Annotated in this window: 23 protein-coding genes and 1 tRNA gene; 19 read left to right on the top strand and 5 right to left on the bottom strand. The window is 39.5% G+C overall.

The features are described 5' to 3' along the window. Positions 1–330 precede the first annotated feature (330 nt). The 4 genes from EL076_RS07920 (at position 331) to EL076_RS07905 (ending at position 2,400) form a co-directional block, all read left to right on the top strand. Entirely contained in the window at positions 331–882 is a 552-nt protein-coding gene (locus EL076_RS07920) for a hypothetical protein (RefSeq protein WP_126429956.1), read from the top strand. Positions 883–900: 18 nt separating this feature from the next. Next, complete coding sequence (locus tag EL076_RS07915; protein WP_003096294.1) at positions 901–1,245, top strand: hypothetical protein; 345 nt, start codon at positions 901–903, stop codon at positions 1,243–1,245. 37 nt (positions 1,246–1,282) lie between these two features. Beyond that, positions 1,283–1,525, top strand: a complete 243-nt coding sequence (locus tag EL076_RS07910; protein ID WP_003096296.1) for a hypothetical protein — start codon at positions 1,283–1,285, stop codon at positions 1,523–1,525. A 98-nt stretch (positions 1,526–1,623) separates the two neighbouring features. After that, a complete protein-coding gene (locus EL076_RS07905; protein WP_003096299.1) occupies positions 1,624–2,400 on the top strand; it encodes an FxLYD domain-containing protein in 777 nt (258 codons plus the stop codon). Positions 2,401–2,431: 31 nt separating this feature from the next. Here the strand turns inward: EL076_RS07905 and EL076_RS07900 are convergent, their stop codons facing one another. Beyond that, positions 2,432–2,731: a hypothetical protein gene (locus EL076_RS07900; RefSeq protein WP_003096302.1), complete on the bottom strand. Its 300-nt coding sequence runs from the start codon at positions 2,729–2,731 to the stop codon at positions 2,432–2,434. After that, the gene (locus EL076_RS07895; protein WP_003096304.1) at positions 2,728–3,147 is read right to left on the bottom strand and encodes an HIT family protein; all 420 of its coding nucleotides are present in this window, start codon (positions 3,145–3,147) and stop codon (positions 2,728–2,730) included. Before EL076_RS07895 ends, EL076_RS07900 begins: the two co-directional genes overlap by 4 nt. A gap of 64 nt (positions 3,148–3,211) precedes the next feature. On the opposite strand from EL076_RS07895, the gene EL076_RS07890 reads away from it, so the two are divergent. The 5 genes from EL076_RS07890 to EL076_RS07870 all read left to right on the top strand — a co-directional run bounded on the left by EL076_RS07890 (position 3,212) and on the right by EL076_RS07870 (position 6,622). After that, on the top strand, positions 3,212–3,943 hold the full coding sequence (locus tag EL076_RS07890) for an ABC transporter ATP-binding protein (RefSeq protein WP_003096306.1): 732 nt from the start codon (positions 3,212–3,214) through the stop codon (positions 3,941–3,943). Beyond that, positions 3,943–4,977: an ABC transporter permease gene (locus tag EL076_RS07885; RefSeq protein WP_371748832.1), complete on the top strand. Its 1,035-nt coding sequence runs from the start codon at positions 3,943–3,945 to the stop codon at positions 4,975–4,977. The genes EL076_RS07890 and EL076_RS07885 overlap by 1 nt, the downstream gene beginning before the upstream one ends. Before the next feature lie 57 nt (positions 4,978–5,034). Next, a complete protein-coding gene (gene ccrZ, locus EL076_RS07880; RefSeq protein WP_002884270.1) occupies positions 5,035–5,826 on the top strand; it encodes a cell cycle regulator CcrZ in 792 nt (263 codons plus the stop codon). A 9-nt stretch (positions 5,827–5,835) separates the two neighbouring features. Then, on the top strand, positions 5,836–6,477 hold the full coding sequence (gene trmB / locus EL076_RS07875) for a tRNA (guanosine(46)-N7)-methyltransferase TrmB (RefSeq protein ID WP_003096317.1): 642 nt from the start codon (positions 5,836–5,838) through the stop codon (positions 6,475–6,477). Positions 6,478–6,535: 58 nt separating this feature from the next. Beyond that, positions 6,536–6,622 (top strand) — tRNA-Ser (locus EL076_RS07870). Positions 6,623–6,693: 71 nt separating this feature from the next. Here the strand turns inward: EL076_RS07870 and EL076_RS07865 are convergent. Then, the gene (locus tag EL076_RS07865; protein ID WP_126429954.1) at positions 6,694–7,875 is read right to left on the bottom strand and encodes a BaiN/RdsA family NAD(P)/FAD-dependent oxidoreductase; all 1,182 of its coding nucleotides are present in this window, start codon (positions 7,873–7,875) and stop codon (positions 6,694–6,696) included. A gap of 112 nt (positions 7,876–7,987) precedes the next feature. On the opposite strand from EL076_RS07865, the gene ilvD reads away from it, so the two are divergent. Beyond that, the gene (ilvD, locus tag EL076_RS07860) at positions 7,988–9,706 is read left to right on the top strand and encodes a dihydroxy-acid dehydratase (RefSeq protein WP_002891655.1); all 1,719 of its coding nucleotides are present in this window, start codon (positions 7,988–7,990) and stop codon (positions 9,704–9,706) included. A gap of 157 nt (positions 9,707–9,863) precedes the next feature. Here the strand turns inward: ilvD and EL076_RS07855 are convergent, their stop codons facing one another. Then, entirely contained in the window at positions 9,864–10,223 is a 360-nt protein-coding gene (locus tag EL076_RS07855; protein ID WP_037621331.1) for a metal-sulfur cluster assembly factor, read from the bottom strand. A gap of 141 nt (positions 10,224–10,364) precedes the next feature. Here EL076_RS07855 and EL076_RS10005 point away from each other — a divergent pair, with 141 nt between their 5' ends. From EL076_RS10005 to EL076_RS10580, 6 genes are all read left to right on the top strand, one after another. Then, positions 10,365–10,532 carry a hypothetical protein gene (locus EL076_RS10005; protein WP_003096325.1) on the top strand — a complete coding sequence of 56 codons (168 nt, stop codon included), beginning with the start codon at positions 10,365–10,367 and terminating at the stop codon, positions 10,530–10,532. A gap of 194 nt (positions 10,533–10,726) precedes the next feature. Continuing rightward, a complete protein-coding gene (locus EL076_RS07850; protein WP_002884601.1) occupies positions 10,727–11,263 on the top strand; it encodes a DUF536 domain-containing protein in 537 nt (178 codons plus the stop codon). Positions 11,264–11,312: 49 nt separating this feature from the next. Next, complete coding sequence (locus EL076_RS07845; RefSeq protein ID WP_048787798.1) at positions 11,313–11,903, top strand: 3'-5' exonuclease; 591 nt, start codon at positions 11,313–11,315, stop codon at positions 11,901–11,903. 174 nt (positions 11,904–12,077) lie between these two features. Further along, positions 12,078–12,806, top strand: coding sequence for a MerR family transcriptional regulator (locus EL076_RS07840; protein ID WP_048787797.1), 729 nt, complete (start codon positions 12,078–12,080; stop codon positions 12,804–12,806). Between the two features lie 106 nt (positions 12,807–12,912). Further along, positions 12,913–13,080 (top strand): transposase, encoded by a 168-nt coding sequence (locus EL076_RS10585; protein WP_082162566.1) that lies wholly within the window; start codon positions 12,913–12,915, stop codon positions 13,078–13,080. A 224-nt stretch (positions 13,081–13,304) separates the two neighbouring features. Further along, positions 13,305–13,751, top strand: a complete 447-nt coding sequence (locus EL076_RS10580; protein WP_391595584.1) for an IS3 family transposase — start codon at positions 13,305–13,307, stop codon at positions 13,749–13,751. Between the two features lie 125 nt (positions 13,752–13,876). Here the strand turns inward: EL076_RS10580 and EL076_RS07830 are convergent, their stop codons facing one another. Further along, positions 13,877–14,176 (bottom strand): YbaB/EbfC family nucleoid-associated protein, encoded by a 300-nt coding sequence (locus EL076_RS07830; protein ID WP_002884818.1) that lies wholly within the window; start codon positions 14,174–14,176, stop codon positions 13,877–13,879. A 340-nt stretch (positions 14,177–14,516) separates the two neighbouring features. Here EL076_RS07830 and EL076_RS07825 point away from each other — a divergent pair, with 340 nt between their 5' ends. The 3 genes from EL076_RS07825 to EL076_RS07815 all read left to right on the top strand — a co-directional run bounded on the left by EL076_RS07825 (position 14,517) and on the right by EL076_RS07815 (position 17,983). Then, positions 14,517–15,026, top strand: a complete 510-nt coding sequence (locus tag EL076_RS07825) for a hypothetical protein (protein WP_126429952.1) — start codon at positions 14,517–14,519, stop codon at positions 15,024–15,026. Between the two features lie 164 nt (positions 15,027–15,190). Continuing rightward, on the top strand, positions 15,191–17,539 hold the full coding sequence (locus EL076_RS07820) for a cation-translocating P-type ATPase (RefSeq protein ID WP_164555396.1): 2,349 nt from the start codon (positions 15,191–15,193) through the stop codon (positions 17,537–17,539). A gap of 93 nt (positions 17,540–17,632) precedes the next feature. Further along, complete coding sequence (locus EL076_RS07815) at positions 17,633–17,983, top strand: PBECR3 domain-containing polyvalent protein (RefSeq protein ID WP_126429948.1); 351 nt, start codon at positions 17,633–17,635, stop codon at positions 17,981–17,983. Positions 17,984–18,083: the final 100 nt, after the last annotated feature.

Below are 18,083 nucleotides of genomic sequence, written 5' to 3'. Positions count from 1 at the left end.
TTTTTTTCTTTTTTATTTAAGACTTTCCTTGGGTGCTACGGACGGAAGCGACTTCCTAACGGAATTCCATTCCTAAGATTTGAGCTTGAGTCTCAAATCTTCCGAGTGAGAGAAGCAATATGTCTTCTCTCACTTTTAGCACAGCGGAAAGTCTTTCTTTGGAGAGTGGTGAAATCTAGCAATCAATCTATATTGAAATGAGATAAAACTCATTTAATTATAATAGTCTAAAAATAATTTAAATTTAGATTTTATTTTCAAGAAAACATTGACAATATATATATATATATATAATATTTACGGAAAATTAAATTTAGGTGAGGGATTCTTATGAAAAAGAAAAATTGTTTATTTACATTTTCAGTGATTTTACTATCTATAGCACTAACAGGTTGTTCGGCTAGTAAAAGCTTAATAAATACTGCAAAAAATATTTCAGGAGGCGTTACAAGTAAATCTTCAAGTTCTTCAACAACATCAAGCTCTTCAAGCTCTTCAACAACATCAAGCTCTTCAAGCTCTTCAACAACATCAAGCTCTTCAAGTTCTGTAAGTTCAAGTAATTTTAACCCTCAGGACACATCTGATGCCACAATTAGGAGTATTTCAACCTATAACGACTATATAACGATGTATTCAAAAATTGTTGATGAATATCTAACGAATCTTCAAAATGCTGTCGCTGGTACAGTACTAGATGATGCAAATACAATTGAGCAAATGAAACAAGAAACATTGAAATCTTTGGAAGAACAGAAGAAAGAATACGGTGCGATGGGAAACACGAAGATTATTGGTAAAGATAGTCTAGTTGAATTTTTGAAAAATTACCGTAATGGATTGAAGGAATATACAGATAATATTTCAACTCAAATTCAATAATATAATTAAGGAGATTAAATGAAAACAAAAACATTAGCCGTAACAAATGGAGTAGTGGGACTAATCGGAGGCATCTTTCTTCTTTTTGCATTCTGGTTTATTGTAGGTGTAGCATCTTCGGGATCAGAAGCTGCGATTGTATTAATGACTTTGTTTGTATATCTTGTAAAGCTAGCACTACTAGTACTTGGAATAGTTGGTGCTGTATATTATAAAGGGGATACACCGGTAGGAACTGCTCCTAGTGTACTATTGATTGTTGGAGGAGCGATTTCTCTTATTCCTTTCTTAGGATGGATTGGCGGAATCTTAGGAATAATAGGTGCTTCATTGTATCTAGCGAGCCTGAAAAAATTTCTTTAATAGTTGAATATGAGAAAATTATTTCAAGGAGTGTAAAATGGATTTATTTTGGCCAATGTTGTTCTTTATGGCATTCGTGGTAATTATCATGATTTTTGCTACAATTTCAGAGGTAATCAATAAATTAGGTAATATAGCAAAATGGCTCGGTTTAGGAGCGATAGCAGGAAATGTAATAAATAATAAAATCAATTCAGACACTGCTATAAAACAAGGTAGAACTTGGAGGAAGAGTGGAGCGAGAGAAGAAAATAATAGTGTTAGTTCAATTTATTTGTAATAATCTGAAAAAGCATAAAAAAATCATTTTATTTTCATAAATAGTTGACAGTTAATGAAATTAAAAATATATAAAAAATTAAATAGTGAGGAAATTTTATGAAAAAGATTACTATTCTATTATTGCTTTTAGTTGGGATTATTACTTTATCAGCTTGTACAAGCTCTAATGAAAGTAAGACATATGATGAAGCTTTTGTAAAATCTTTAGCTAAGGGTCTAGATGCTCGTTGGAAGTATGTTGATAGTGAAAAAAGTGACTCGGCTCGTTCGCTAAAAAAAGCAATTAATAAAGAATTAGATGAAATTAGTGGATATAAAGATAAGAAGTTTAAGGATAGTAAACTTCAAGAATTGGCAATTTCTTATATTAATGAATTAAACAATGGATTAGAAATTTCGAAAACTTATGGTTCGGATAGTTTTGATACCAAGTGGGATGAACATCTTGGTAAAAGAACATCTCTACTTTCTGAAATAGATAAAATGAATTCTATTCCGGTACAAGATAAAGATGGTTTATCAGAGTTACTTGCTCAAGGAAATGAAGTTAAAGATAATAATGTAAAGAAAGAAGCTATTGAAAATCTTGTTAAGAATATCAATTTTACAGTAGATAATACTAAGTCTAATGAATATACAAAATATTATTCTGCAACAGTTGAGAATACAACAGAATATTCAATAAAAGATATCTACCTAACCATTAATTTGGTAAATGCTGATGGTGTTACAGTTGGTACACAGTACGTATCTGCTAATAACTGGGCTCCATCTGGTAAGACTCTGTTTGAGTTCTCTCAGTCTAAGGGTGATAATGAGTTTACAACAACTCAAGTCTCTATAAGTTCTTTTAATGCTGAAAAAACTGAATAATAAAAAGGTAAGTAGCCTATGCTACTTACCTTTATTCTTTATCTTCACTTTGATATTTTTTCAAATGTTTTTGGATGATGCTAAGTCGAGGTTCTAGGTCTTTTTGGAAGATACGTGTTTTATAGCTGAGGTCTTGTTTGATGTCATCAAGCACAAGGTTTTGTTCCTTGATGATGTCAAGGTTGCGTTTGATTCTGTCCAGATCGTGAGAGATATTTTCTCGTGATTGTTTGAGGTCTAGGATTTCCTCTTTGATGTCTTCACGTCGTTTATAGGCGTAGTAGGCACCGTAGGCAAGGGTTCCAAGAGCTAGAAAGCGTCCGAGTTTCATTCTGTTACCTCTTTAGCAATGCTGTCAGCAAGGTCGACCAAGGCAGCGAAGTCTGGTTCGTGTTCGTCAAATCCCATGTGGATACCATCGTCTGCACCGTAACGAGGAACGAGATGAATATGAGCATGGAAGACGGTTTGTCCAGCAACTTCTTCGTTGTTATTAAGGATATTCATGCCGATTGCTCCAGTTGCTTTTTGCACGGCACGAGCAATTTTAGGAACACGGCTAAAGACAGTCTCAGCGGTTTCAGCAGACATTTCTAAGATGTTACGAACGTGCTCTTTAGGAATAACCAAGGTATGTCCTTTTGTAGCTTGTGAAATATCGAGGAAGGCTAGAACCTTGTCGTCCTCGTAGACTTTTGATGAAGGGATTTCTCCAGATATAATTTTACAGAAAATACAATTATCCATAATAACGACCTTTCCATGAGTTTTTGTTATAATAGATTATATCATACCAAAGAGAGAAAAGATAATGCTTAAATTAGAAAAGGTGACGGGTGGTTACGCTAATATTCCCGTCCTAAAAGATGTGACTTTTGAGGTGGCTGATGGTGAATTGGTTGGTCTCATTGGTCTTAATGGTGCTGGGAAATCAACAACAATTAACGAGATTATTGGTCTCTTAACACCTTATGGGGGACAGATTGCCATTGATGAGTTAACGATTCAACAAGATCCAGCTAGCTATCGTCAGAAGATTGGCTATATTCCTGAAACGCCAAGTCTTTATGAAGAATTGACGCTTCGTGAACATTTGGAAACGGTGCTGATGGCATATGGCCTTGATGTTACAGAGGGAATGGCACGTGCGGACAAGTATCTTAAGCTTTTTCGCTTAGATGAAAAGTTGGACTGGTTCCCGACTCAGTTTTCAAAAGGGATGAAGCAGAAGGTCATGATTATCTGTGCCTTTATTGTTGGTCCAAGTCTTCTCATTGTTGATGAGCCCTTCCTAGGTTTGGATCCCTTGGCGATTTCTGATTTGATTGAACTTTTGGCTGAGGAAAAGGCTAAGGGAAAGGCGATTCTCATGTCGACTCACGTTTTGGATTCGGCTGAGAAGATGTGTGATCGCTTTGTGATTTTGCACCATGGACAGGTCTTGGCACAAGGGACTCTCGAGGAGCTCCGTCAGACTTTTGGCAACGATAGTGCTAGTCTTAACGATATCTATATGCAGTTGACTAAGGGAGAATTGTCATGATAGCTAAGCTATTTAAGGAGCGTAGCAAGCGATTCAATGCCCGCTGTGCTAAGTATAGTCGCTACGTCTTTAATGATCACTTTATCTTGGTTCTTCTCTTTCTGCTAGGTTTTGTATTGGTTCAGTATAGCCAGTTGCTTCGACATTTTCCAAAGAATCCGTGGGCAATCATTCTTGGTTTGCTAGTGCTTTGTCTTCTATTGCCTTTCTGGGGGAATATTGCGACTTATTTAGAGCCAGCTGATAAGCATTACCTTTTGGTGAAGGAAGAAGAGGTGTTAGACCATGTTAAGAAGGCAACAGGGCGTGCTTTTAGATTTTGGGTAATCGTACAAAGCCTGATTTTTATTTTGGTTATTCCGCTCTTTTTAGCCTTGGGACTTCCAGTTTGGGGAGTTATCCTTGTAGCTGTGGCTATGGCTATTCTTAAGTACTTCATTTTTCAGAAAAAGGCTCAACCTTTTTATAAGCAGTCTGGACTGAATTGGACTGAGGCTATTGCAGCGGAAAATAAGCGTCAACAATCGATTCTGAAGTTCTTTTCACTCTTTACCAATGTTAAAGGGATTACGTCGAGTGTTAAACGCCGTGCTTATTTGGATGGTATTCTCAAACGTACAAAGAAAGACAAGGAACATACTTGGTACAATCTTTACCTAAGAGCCTTCTTGCGTTCTGGGGATTACTTTGCCCTTAGTTTACGCCTGTTTGCCCTAACACTTCTAGTTATCTTTTTGGTTCCTGAAAAATGGTTGGCTATGGTGCTTGTGGTTGTTTTTGATTACCTCTTGCTCTTTCAGCTCACGGCACTTAAATCGCACTTTGCTTATCAGAGAATGGCTAACCTTATGCCAGTTGGAAAAGACATGCAGGTAAGCAATCTTAAGCGCTTGATTAGCCAGATTGTACTTGGGATGACTCTGGTACAGGCTATTTGTCTCTTCGACCTTAAGTTTAGCCTGATTTTGGTTGGAATGATGCTAGTTCTGAGCCTTGTTTACCTACCAGCCAAGCTTAAGAAGATGATTGACTAACACCTATTAAATAAGTTAAAATAGAAACGAATGACTAAAGAAAAAGGAGATGCCTAGGTGACATCAACAGATAAAGATTTGAGCCTGACTCCTCTCAAAGGAAATAGTGGTAAGGCCTATATGGGAACTTACCCAAACGGAGATCGCGTCTTTGTGAAGATGAATACAACACCAATCTTGGCAGCTCTTGCCAAGGAACAGATTGCACCACAGCTCTTGTGGGCTAAGCGTCTGGGAAATGGTGACATGATGAGTGCACAGGAGTGGCTTGATGGTCGTATTTTGACCAAACATGACATGAACAGTAAACAGATTATCCAAATTCTTGGTAATTTGCACCGCTCTAAACACTTGGTTAATCAACTCTTGCAGTTGGATTATCATATTGAAAATCCTTTCGATCTTCTACACGAGTGGGAGGAAAATGCCGCTTACCAATTGCGTGAAAATGGCTTCCTTCAAGACGTTGTTAGAGATTTGAAACGTCATCTTCCAGAGTTTCGTGCGGAAATTGCAACAATTGTTCACGGAGATGCTCGTCATAGTAACTTTGTCATCACAACCTCAGGATTGATTTATTTGGTTGATTGGGATTCTGTACGTCTAACAGATCGTATGTATGATGTGGCGCAGATCCTCAGCCATTACATTCCATTGGCACATTGGCCACAGTGGTTGTCATACTATGGCTATAAGAACAACGACCTTGTGATGGACAAGATTTATTGGTATGGGCAGTTTTCATATTTGACACAGATTTCAAAATTCTTTGATAGTCGTGATATGGAACATGCCAACCGAGAAATTTATGAACTTCGTAAATTCAGAGAGACCTTGCACAGATATTAGAAAGTAGACATGCGAGTTAGAAAACGTAAAGGTGCAGAGGAACACCTAGCTAACCATCCTCAGTACGTTATCCTTGAGCCGGAGGCTGCTAAAGGTAAGTGGCATGAGCTTTTTGGTAATGACAATCCTATCCATATCGAGGTAGGATCTGGTAAAGGGGCCTTCATTACTGGTATGGCCCAACAAAACCCTGACATCAACTACATTGGTATTGATATTCAGCTGTCTGTATTGAGCTATGCCTTGGATAAGGTTTTGGCTTCGGGTGCTGAAAATGTCAAACTCTTGCGCGTGGATGGTTCAGCCTTGACCAATTATTTTGAAGATGGCGAAGTGGATATGATGTATCTGAATTTCTCAGATCCATGGCCTAAGAGTCGCCACGAGAAACGTCGTTTGACATACAAGACTTTCCTAGATACTTATAAGCAAATTTTGCCTGAAAATGGAGAGATTCACTTTAAGACAGACAATCGTGGACTTTTTGAATACAGTTTGGCGAGCTTTTCACAGTATGGAATGGTTCTCAACAAAGTTTGGTTGGACCTTCATGCCAGTGATTATGAAGGCAACGTCATGACTGAATACGAGCGTAAGTTCTCAGAAAAAGGTCAGGTCATCTATCGAGTAGAGGCCCAGTTTAAAGATTAACTCTTGAAAACTTGATTAAAAATAACGATTAGCCATTAATAGGCTAATCGTTTGATGTGGAGAGGTCGCATAGAGGCCGAGTGCGCACGCTTGGAAAGCGTGTAGTCCTTAACGGGGCTCGGGGGTTCGAATCCCCTCCTCTCCTTTGAGAAATAGACAAAAAATCCCTTCTATGACAGAAGGGAACTTTTTGTTGTCCTTAATTGAAAAATCTTTCTAATCCCAAGGAATCTGAATTCCTGCTATCCAACCAGTACAGAGGGCGCTAGTAATATTAAAGCCACCGGTATGTGCATTGATGTCAAGGACCTCTCCTGCAAAGTGTAGATGAGGGACTTTTTTACTTTCTAGGGTCTTAGGATTAATCTCCTTGAGGTCTATGCCACCTTTGGTTACAAAGGACTTAGCAAGTGACATTTTGCCTGTAATTGGAATTTCCATCTCCTTGAGTTGACTGATAAGCTTTTCCAAATCTTTTGGATGGAGTTGTTTAATCTTGCTATCTGCCTTATCTCCTGCTAGAAATTCAGCGACACGTTCAGGCACTAGACCTTTGAGAGTGTTTTTAACAGATTTCTCGCGATTTTCCTCAAAGTAGGTCTTGAGATTTTCTTGGCTATGGTTAGGAAGAAAATCTAGATGGGATATTTCACCTCCTTTGACAAAGCTAGATAAACGTAGGGCAGCCGGCCCAGATAGTCCAAAATGGGTGAAAAGAAGGTCATGAGTAATCTTGTGTTTTCCATAAGACAGCGTGACATCGTCAAGAGAAATTCCCTGTAAAGCTTTATGTGGAAAGTCGGTTAAGAGTGGACTTTCTGCAGCTTCAAGATCAGTAACATGAAGTTTGAAATGTCGGGCGATATCGTGACCAAAACCAGTTGAACCTGTTGATGGATAAGATTTTCCCCCAGTTGTGACGATGAGTTTATCACTGGTAAAAATCTGGTCTGCAGACTTAACCTGAAATTGTTCATCGACTTTTTTGACAGAGACAACTTCTGTATTGGTGAGTATGCTAGCACCAAGTTCCTGAATCTTATTTTCCAGAGCTTGGATGATGGTCCGTGATTTATCTGTCTTAGGGAAGACACGTCCGTGATCCTCAACCTTAAGTTTGACACCATTGTCCTCGAAAAAAGCAATGATATCGTGGTTATCAAATTGTGAAAAGACGCTATAGAGGAAACGGCCATTACCTGGAATACCTGCTAGAAGATCGTCTAAAGTCCCGTTGTTAGTAACATTACAACGTCCACCACCAGTACCAGCCAGCTTCTTTCCGAGACGTTTATTTTTTTCAATTAGAAGGGTTTGTTGGCCATAGAAGGCTGAGGCAATAGTCGCCATCATGCCAGCAGGACCCCCACCAATAACGATAGTATCAAAATGTTTCATGCCTTTATTTTAGCATAATTTAAAAAGGGAGAATAGTTTGTAAATGGTCAGTTTTTTTAGATAATTTATGTTAGAATAGGAGTAGAAGTTTAAATTAGAATAGTTATTAACTATGGAGGAAAATATCGTGTCTGAAAATAACATGAAACACCGTTCTTCTGTCTACGATAGCATGGTTAAATCACCTAACCGTGCCATGCTTCGTGCGACTGGGATGACGGATGATAGTTTTGAAAAGCCTATTGTTGGGGTTATCTCAACTTGGGCTGAGAACACACCATGTAATATCCACTTGCACGGTTTTGGACAAATTGCCAAAGAAGGTGTTAAAGACGCGGGTGCTTGGCCAGTTCAATTTGGTACGATTACTGTTGCAGATGGTATTGCGATGGGGACACCAGGGATGCGTTTCTCATTGACATCTCGTGATATCATCGCTGACTCAATCGAAGCAGCTATGGGTGGTCACAACGTCGATGCCTTTGTTGCTATTGGTGGTTGTGATAAGAATATGCCTGGTTCTATGATTGCCATTGCTAACATGGATATTCCAGCGATTTTTGCCTATGGTGGTACCATTGCACCAGGTAACCTTAACGGTAAGGATATCGACTTGGTTTCTGTTTTCGAAGGTATCGGTAAATGGAACCACGGTGATATGACCGCAGAAGAGGTTAAAGATCTTGAATGTAATGCCTGCCCTGGCCCTGGTGGTTGTGGTGGTATGTATACTGCCAACACAATGGCGACAGCAATCGAAGTAATGGGAATGAGCCTTCCAGGATCATCATCTCACCCTGCAGAATCAGCTGAGAAGAAAGCAGATATCGAAGAAGCAGGTCGTGCAGTTGTTAAGATGCTTGAACTAGGTCTTAAGCCATCAGATATCTTGACACGTGAAGCCTTTGAAGATGCCATCACTGTCACAATGGCACTTGGTGGTTCAACAAATGCGACACTTCACTTGCTCGCTATTGCTCATGCAGCTAACGTTGATTTGACACTTGAAGATTTCAACGATTTTCAAGAGCGTGTGCCTCACTTGGCTGACTTGAAACCTTCAGGTCAATATGTCTTCCAAGATCTTTACAATGTTGGTGGTGTACCAGCCGTTATGAAATACCTTCTTAAGAATGGTTTCCTTCACGGTGATCGTATCACATGTACTGGTAAGACTGTTGCAGAAAACTTGGAGGCCTTCGATGATTTGACACCAGGTCAAAAAGTCATCATGCCGCTTGAAAATCCTAAACGTGCTGATGGTCCATTGATTATCTTGAAAGGTAACTTGGCTCCAGAAGGTGCGGTTGCCAAAGTATCAGGGGTTAAAGTTCGTAACATCACTGGTCCTGCTAAAGTATTTGACTCAGAAGAAGACGCCATCGAAGCAGTTCTTTCTGATGAAATCGTTGATGGCGACGTAGTTGTTGTACGTTTTGTAGGTCCTAAGGGTGGTCCTGGTATGCCAGAAATGTTGTCATTGTCTTCAATGATCGTTGGTAAAGGTCAAGGGGATAAGGTTGCCCTCTTGACAGATGGACGTTTCTCAGGTGGTACTTACGGACTCGTTGTTGGTCACATTGCTCCTGAAGCTCAGGTTGGTGGACCTATTGCCTACCTCCGTACAGGTGATATGGTTACAGTTGACCAAGATACCAAAGAAATTACGATGCACGTTTCAGACGAAGAGTTGGCGAAACGTAAAGCCGAAACTGAGTTGCCACCACTTTATAGCCGTGGTGTCCTTGGTAAATACGCTCACATCGTTTCTTCAGCGTCACGTGGTGCCGTTACCGACTTCTGGAACATGGATAAATCAGGTAAAGCCTAATGAAATGATATAAAACAAAATCACACCGGACATTTGTTCGATGTGATTTTTTGATATTAATTTTTAAGACAGTTGTTGGCAGTATGGTGACAAGTAATGGTTTGTCTGTTGTTGCTCTAGTAAAAAACCGGTTGTAAATGTCCAACCGGTTTTCCTTTTATTTTCCGCCTCGAGGTGAGATACCAAGAGCAATACGTCCATAACGACTGATACGTGTCATCTTCCAGACTGGTGAATAAGTGGTTTCCACCTTGACAGACTTAATACCGTCAATGGATTTTAGCTTTTCAGCGATTTCATAAGGCATAGTCTCTTCACAGCCACAACCAGTATCAGTAAAGGTCATAAGGAAGTAGCAGTGGCCATTTTCATCGACGGTGATTTCATAAATCAAACCAAGGTTGTAAATATCTAGCTCAATCTCTGGGTCGAATACAGTGGTCATTTGTTCGATGATTGGCTCTAAAAAGGGCTGGGCCAAATCATTGACCTTAATATCATCACGGAAGTTTTTCATAGGACTCATTCTTTCTATTTTGCTTTTGTTTATTATGGCATAATTTAGGGCTTTTTTCAATCTCGGATGGCAATATGAGGCTTTAGTAAGCGAGTAAAGTAACAATAAAAAAACTCCAACAGTCAAACCGTTGAAGATAATGTGATTGATGCTTCAATATCAAGTCGTTTTGCAACCAAGGTTGCTCGAATGCCATCAAAAATTGGAGCAAGAATGAAATTCTCAAACCTTGTGGAATTGTTCCCACCATTCCTAGATACAACAGATCTGATACCGACAAAACCCAATTTGGAAGTACCGATTGTTTAAGTCAAAGACTTTCCTTCTATATACATTTATACCCACACATAGTTAACCAAAAGCTTAGCTTCCTATCAAGTCAATTGTTTGAAGAGTGAAAGGAAAAAAGTCCTTCAGATATCCAGATTAACTAGTCAAATTGACAGAAAGGAGTGATTGTGATATTCTCATAGTGAGACATTTCAAGAGAAAATGAGGCTATTATGAGTATTGAAAAGACAGTCAGCGAGATTGCTGAAATCCTTGGTGTTAGTCGTCAAGCAGTCAATAATCGTGTCAAACAACTTCCAGAAGAAGATCTAGAAAAAAATGCTAAAGGAGTTACTGTCGTTAAACGCAGTGGCTTAATTAAGTTGGAGGAAATTTACAAGAAAACCATCTTTGATGATGAGCCAATCGATGAAGAAACAAAACAACGTGAGTTGTTGGAGATTCTTGTAGACGAGAAAAACTCTGAGATTGCCCGTCTGTATGCTCAGTTGAAGGCTAAGGACGAGCAGTTGTCTAACATGGATGACCAATTGCGTGTCAAAGACGTTCAAATCGCCGAAAAGGACAAGCAAATTGATCAACAACAGCAATTGACCTTGACTGCTATGAAGGACAAGGAAGAGCTTAAACTGGAACTTGACGAGGCTAAGGTTGAGGTTGACGAAGCCAAGGCCCAAGTGGAAGAAATCCAGACCAAACAAGAAGAAGCTTCTAAAAAAGGTTTCTTTGGACGTCTATTTGGAAAATAAAAAAGAAGCTGGGACTCAGTCTCAGCTTTAACTATTGTAGGAGATTAAAATGGAAAATTTAGAAACTTATATTGCCTTTGATTTGGAGTTTAACACGGTGGATGGGGTTAGTCATATTATCCAAGTATCGGCTATTAAGCTGAATCAGCATGAGGAAGTGGACCAGTTTGATTCTTTCGTCTATTCGGATGTTCCTTTGCAATCCTTTATCAATGGTTTGACTGGAATTACAGCGGATAAGATTGCCAAGGCACCAAAGCTAGAGTCTGTTCTGGCGGAGTTTAAATCATTTGTTGGTGACACTCCACTTATTGGCTACAATGCTCTTAAATCAGATTTGCCTATTCTAGCTGAAAATGGTTTAGACTTGGAAGAACAATATGCTTTAGATGTTTTCGATGAGGCCTTTGACCGTCGTGCTTCTGATTTGAACGGTATTGTTAACCTCAAGTTGACTAGTGTGGCAGATTTCTTTGGAATCAAGGGACACGGTCATAACAGCTTGGAGGATGCTCGTATGACCGCACAGATTTACGAGAAGTTTCTCGAATTAGATGAGAATGCCAAACTTTTGGAGCAACAGGAAGAAGTCAGTAACAATCCTTTTGCTGCCTTAGGTTTGGGTGGCCTTTTCGACTAGGGCTTTACAGAAGCTGTAAAGGGTGTAAAGAGTGATGGCTAACTTTTTCTGTAAGAAAAGAAAATCCTCTAGGGTTAGGGCTTGCATATTACCTTGCGTTATAAGGTAGAATCTAGGTATCAAGGGTGGTCAAGGTCCTCCTTTGATAGAAAATCTTAAAAGGAGGTGACTGAGATGTCTCAGTTTTCAACAGGAGAGTTGGCTAAGGCAGCAGAAGTGTCTGTTAGGACTGTCCAGTACTATGATCAGCGAGGTATCTTGACGCCGTCTGAAGTCACAGAAGGTGGTCGGAGAATCTATCACGAATCAGACTTGGAACGTCTGCAAGTCATTTGTTTCTTAAGAGATTTGGACTTCTCAATTAAACAAATCAAGAAACTCTTGCAAGAGGAGAATAGGGAACAGGTTTTAGAGCTTTTGTTGACAGACCAAATCGAGAGTTTAGAAAAGTCTTCGAAGGAAATAGAGGTTAAACTAAAACGTGCCCGTTACTTGCAAAAAGTTACTGTTAAACGGCATCAACTTTTGCTGGAAGATTTGTCAGACATTTCACGTCTTATGGAAAATCAAAAATCATGGCGTCATTTGCAGTTGAGAGTGTATGGGAGTGTCGTTCTAACATCCCTTCTTTATCTGATAGGCCTACTGATAGTTATTTATTATTTTAAGGATCCGAGAGGTTTGTTTATTATCTGCCCTGCATTTTTAATAGCCATAAATTTAGTGGTGTTTCACTATAGAAAGCAGTTTGAATACCTATGTCCTAACTGTCATAGGACTTTTGAGCCTAGTTCTAAAGAGTTTGCTCTTGCCGGACATACACCAAGGACTCGGAAACTGACTTGTCCTCATTGTCATGTGAAAACCTACTGTCTGGAGTTGGCTAAGAGTCAAACAAAATGAGTTTTCGAACATAAAAAAACGCTTGGACTGGTACTGCACCCATAAAATGAGACACAAGAAAACACTCCTGTGAATTCTGGTAAACTAGAAACAGGAGTGTTTTGTTATGTTCAAAAAAGTATATTCAGTAGAAACTAAGCTAGCCTGTATCGAAATGAAGAAGGTGGCTAAATCAAATAAGGTTATCATGGATACCCTCGGTATCAAAAATGCTAGTCAGGTGAAGACCTGGTGGCGATGGTATCAGAATGATGAATTGTACCGTTTCCACTAACCTGTGGGGAAACAATATACTTATGGTAAAGGGATGGAGCAGTTATCTGAAGTGGAAAAGTATCAGAGCTTGGTAAGAGAATCGACAAAGTAAGTCTTATCAAGCTAGTGGAAGAGTAGAAGAAAACGTGCCCTGTATCTATTATTTTAGAGTGTTTCGGTGTCAAACGGTCGACCTTTTATCGCTGGAAACAGTAGTGTAAGAATTCTCAGAAAAGAGACGACATAGCAGACAAAATCGAACAACTCTGTATAGAAAATCACTTTATTTATGGCTATCGAACCATCACTCGCTTGCTCAAGAAAATTCATAGTCCTGTCGTTAATCAGAAGAAAGTTTATCGTATTATGAAGGAGAGTGGATGGCTCTGTCGGACACGTCCCAAGAAAGTACCAAATCTAGGTAAAACTTACCATGTAACAGACAATAGGCTGGATCGTGATTTTCAGGCAGACAAGCCTATGGAGAAGCTTGTCACAGACATCACCTACCTCTACTTTGGAAACTGTAGACTTTATCTATCTTCAATCATGCTTCCTAAGTGGAGAAACTTAACCAAAGATAATATAACAGATATTGTTAAAAATCACATCATATTTTATAATGAAACTAGAATTCAACGAAAATTAAATGGTCAGTCTCCTGTAGAGTACAGAAAACTGGTCGCATGAGAATTTTTTTCTTGTCCCATTATTGGGGTGCAGTGCCTTTCTTGTCCAAGTATTTTCTTGTATATTACGGCTGAGTTGCTAAATGAGTGTATAGAAAAAGGAATCGCGAGATTCCTTTTCATTTTTTAGAATGGCAATTTACCTGCAAAGGCACCCATTGATTTTTTAGTCGCTTCGTCAATTTGTCCAAGAGCATCGTTAAGTGCTTGAACAGTCATATCTTGAAGTGTTTCCACATCATCAGGATCCACAACAGCATCAGCGAAAGTGATGTTAACCACTTTTTTGTCACCAGTTAATTCAGCCACAACCAAGTCTTGGGCTGATTTTCCAGTGAAGGTTGTAGCAGCCAACTCAGCTTGGCTTTTTTCCATTTGTTTCTGAAGCTTTTGAGCTTGCTTCATCATGTTTTGCATGTTCATCATAATGTTTTCTAGATTCCTTTCATATCAAGGGGTTAGCCCTTGTTTCTTAAATTTTACTGCCCACTTCTGCCCAGAAATGAGTAGTATAAAAATCTTAACTATTATACCATGTTTAGCTTGATTAACAAAGTGAGAGAGGGCCAAAGAGAATCTGGTATTATAGGGGAGTTCAGTCTATTTAGAACGAAGTTATCAAGAGGTTCTAGCAAAAAAACTATCGGACCAATTACAAAAACAAGAAATCTTTAAATTGTAAGACTTGTTAAAAATAGTGTACAATGGTTTATTGTTAATCCAGTCAAAATTCGATTGGAGATAGAAAAAGAAAGAGAAGAAAAGAATGCGAAAAAGAAATATTTTGGGGCTTTTTGTAGGACTATTTATAGGGCTGGTTACAGTCTTAGGAATGAGCCTATTTATCTTTATTAATTTAAAATTTAACTCTGTTTATTATGCTCAGCATATCCCTCATAAGGAGGGGACAGATCCGGACGTTATTATGCTGATGGAGAATATGGGTTGGGCCTATACACCGGAAATAGAAGGTATTAGCTATGATGATGATGGGTCGTACGCTATAACTAGAGAAAAAGGAACTAAAACGTCTGTATTAAGTTTTACGAATGGTACTCTATTTTTTTTCCTGGACTCAGGTGAAAGTTATCTTTTTGATCGTAATTTTTCTATCCAACATGCTTTTGACAAACGTTATCACAATATTAAATATAATCAACGAAAAGTCAAAAAAGAAATTAGAGAGACCGTCCAACCAGTGATTGATGCTCAACCAAAACCATTAATCAATCTTCAGTGGTTGTTTAATTTAATTTATCAAAGTAGGTTTAATTAGAGAATAAGGTAGCATAGAAGTGTTTTGTAGGGACTCCTGCCTTTGCTATTTGAAAGTAGCTTAATTTGATAAAAAAAGGTGGGGATGGCGGTTCGATATAGTAGGTCTATTTCCTTGTTATTCATGACGGCTAACCTTTGAAAACACCTCGTTTTTATGCTACTATGAAAGTTATGAAAAAACAGTTACAAGGCTTGACGCAGGTGGAGGTCAAGCGGCGGATAGATGCCGGTAAAACAAATCATTTTAAAGCAAAAACTGGCTCCAGCAATTGGGAGATTTTTAGGCGTAATGTCTTTAACTCCTTTAATGTGCTCAATTTTGCAATCTTTGTGGCTTTGATTGCTGTTCAGGCTTGGTCTAATCTTTTTTTCTTTGGGATTATTGTGCTTAATGCTTTTACGGGGATGATGACGGAGTTGCGTGCCCGTCGCATGATTGATAAGCTTAATCTCATGAATCAGGATCAGATTCGTGTGGTGCGTGATGGACAGCTTGTTTCTATCGATCCTAAGGATATTGTCTTGGATGATGTCATGCTCTTGTCTGCGGGTGAGCAGGTGCCCAGTGATGCCGTGGTTATTGATGGGATGGCTGAGCTTAACGAGGCTATGCTGACTGGTGAGAGTGATCACATTCTAAAGAAAGATGGGAAGGAGCTACTCTCGGGTTCTTATCTTGTGAGTGGTCAGGTCTATGCTAAGGTCATTAACGTAGCCGAGGACAATTACGCCAACAAGCTCATGTTAGAGGCCAAGACTCATAAGCCAATCGTGTCCCGTATCCTTTATAATATGGATAAGATTGCTAAGTTTACGGGAAAGATTGTTATACCATTTGGGCTTGCACTCTTTTTTGAAGCTTACATGATTAAGCAGCTTTCTCTTCAAGAGTCGGTCGTTACCAGTTCGACAGCCCTTCTGGGAATGTTGCCTAAGGGAATTGCTCTTTTGACCATTACATCACTTTTGACGGCTGTCATTAAGCTTGGGATGAAACACATCCTTGTGCAAGAGATGTACTCTGTTGAAACCTTGGCTCGTGTAGATGTGCTTTGTTTAGATAAGACAGGGACGATTACACAAGGAAAGATGACAGTTAAAGGACTGGAACTACTGTCAGAGCGTTTTACGAAAGAGGATTTGGAGCGTTTGCTTGCGGCTTATATGCAACATAGCAAGGATAAAAACGCAACAGCTCAGGCTATTCGAAATGCTTTTGAGAGTCTGGAACATCATTATCAGGTAGGTGACGTTATTCCATTTTCAAGTGATCGTAAATGGGGTGCTGTGAGCGTTAATGGGCTTGGAACTCTCTTTTTGGGGGCACCTGAGATGCTTCTTAAAGAAAATCCCAAAGCAGTCGATCAGGCTCAGGCACGAGGGTCTCGTGTTTTGATCTTGGCTTGGAGTCAGTCAGGTGTTGATACAGAGACCATGATTTTGCCGAATGACGTCGAGGCTTTGACTTTACTTGAAATTGCCGATCCTATTCGTGAGGATGCTGCAGAAACTCTGGAATACCTGCGTTCAGAAGATGTGACGCTTAAGATTATTTCTGGTGACAATCCAGTGACGGTTTCTCATATTGCTCATCAAGCTGGTTTTGCCGACTATCAAAGCTATATTGACTGTTCTAAGGTCAGCGATGAGGAGTTGGAGGCTTTGGCTGAGGATACTGCGATTTTTGGTCGTGTATCTCCGCACCAGAAAAAGTTGTTAATCCAAACCCTTAATGCCAATGGGCATACGACAGCTATGACTGGTGATGGTGTCAATGATATCTTGGCACTGCGTGAAGCGGATTGTTCGATTGTTATGGCAGAGGGAGATCCTGCAACACGTCAGATTGCCAACTTAGTGCTTATGGATTCTGAGTTTAAGGACATTCCTGAAATTCTATTTGAGGGACGCCGTGTGGTTAATAATATTGCCCACATTGCACCGATTTTCCTCATTAAAACTGTTTATTCCTTCCTTTTGGGGCTTATCTGTATTGCCAGTATTGTTTTTGGTAAGGCAGAGTACCTCTTAGTCTTCCCTTTTATTCAAGTTCAGATGACTTTGGCGGGTCAATTTATCGAAGGTTTTCCACCGTTTATTTTGACCTTCGAACGTAATATACGACCTGTTGAGAAACATTTCCTCAGACGTTCGCTCCAGTTGTCTATTCCTAATGCCTTGATGCTGGTTATCAGTGTTCTTATTTTCCATCTGTCTCAGGTCTATCTTGGCATGAGTAGTACAGATATGCTGACGCTGTCTTATTATATGATGGGATCAACGGGTGTTCTTGCCGTTATTCGTGCTTGTATCCCGTTGAATAAGGGGCGCGTGGCCTTGATTATCTACTCAGTCTTTGGCTTCCTAATCAGCTCCTACTATCTTCGAGATGTGATTGCAATCTCAACACTTAATAGCTACACTTTGCCAATTTATCTGGTCGCAATGGCTATCTGTACACCGCTTTTCTTCTGGATTAGCTATAAACAAGGTGCTTTCCAAAAAGCATAAAGCAAAACTCGGGCTTGGTAACAGGCTTGAGTTTTTTGATAGCTGAACATTAGGAAAATCCTTGATGGGCACTAGGTATGGTACAATAGAGGCATGAAAATAGTAGGGCACTTGACGCCAAAAGTCATTAAAGCTTTTGATTTGGACTACAATCCTGGTGAAGACATCACGCTGTCTGCACAACGTAAGAGGCATATGGAAAAACATCGCCAGGAATTCAGTGATTTTGATGCCACCTATGAACGTATTCCAGAGATTATTGCTCATCCGGACTATATCGGTCGCCATCCTAATGGCCAGTCCTTGGAATACATCAAACGTATTGATGGTAATGTTTTGGTAGCGGTCAGATTATGTGATAAACTTAATGTCCGTACCATGTTTGTGATTAAAGATTCTAAGCTGAAAAACTATATAAATGCTGGTAGAGTGAAGAAAATGTGATATAATATGGGTAAGGAATAACAACGAGGGCGGAAGAGGCAGCCGCCGCACCTTCGGGTCTGAAAGAGATGCAGGATTGTCCCCCTGCCGTTGTTTATCA

The sequence above is a fragment of the Streptococcus vestibularis genome (assembly GCF_900636445.1).
Lineage (GTDB): Bacteria > Bacillota > Bacilli > Lactobacillales > Streptococcaceae > Streptococcus > Streptococcus vestibularis.
Note: the sequence above shows the minus strand (reverse complement) of the source record. Positions and strands in the feature narration are given on the sequence as shown.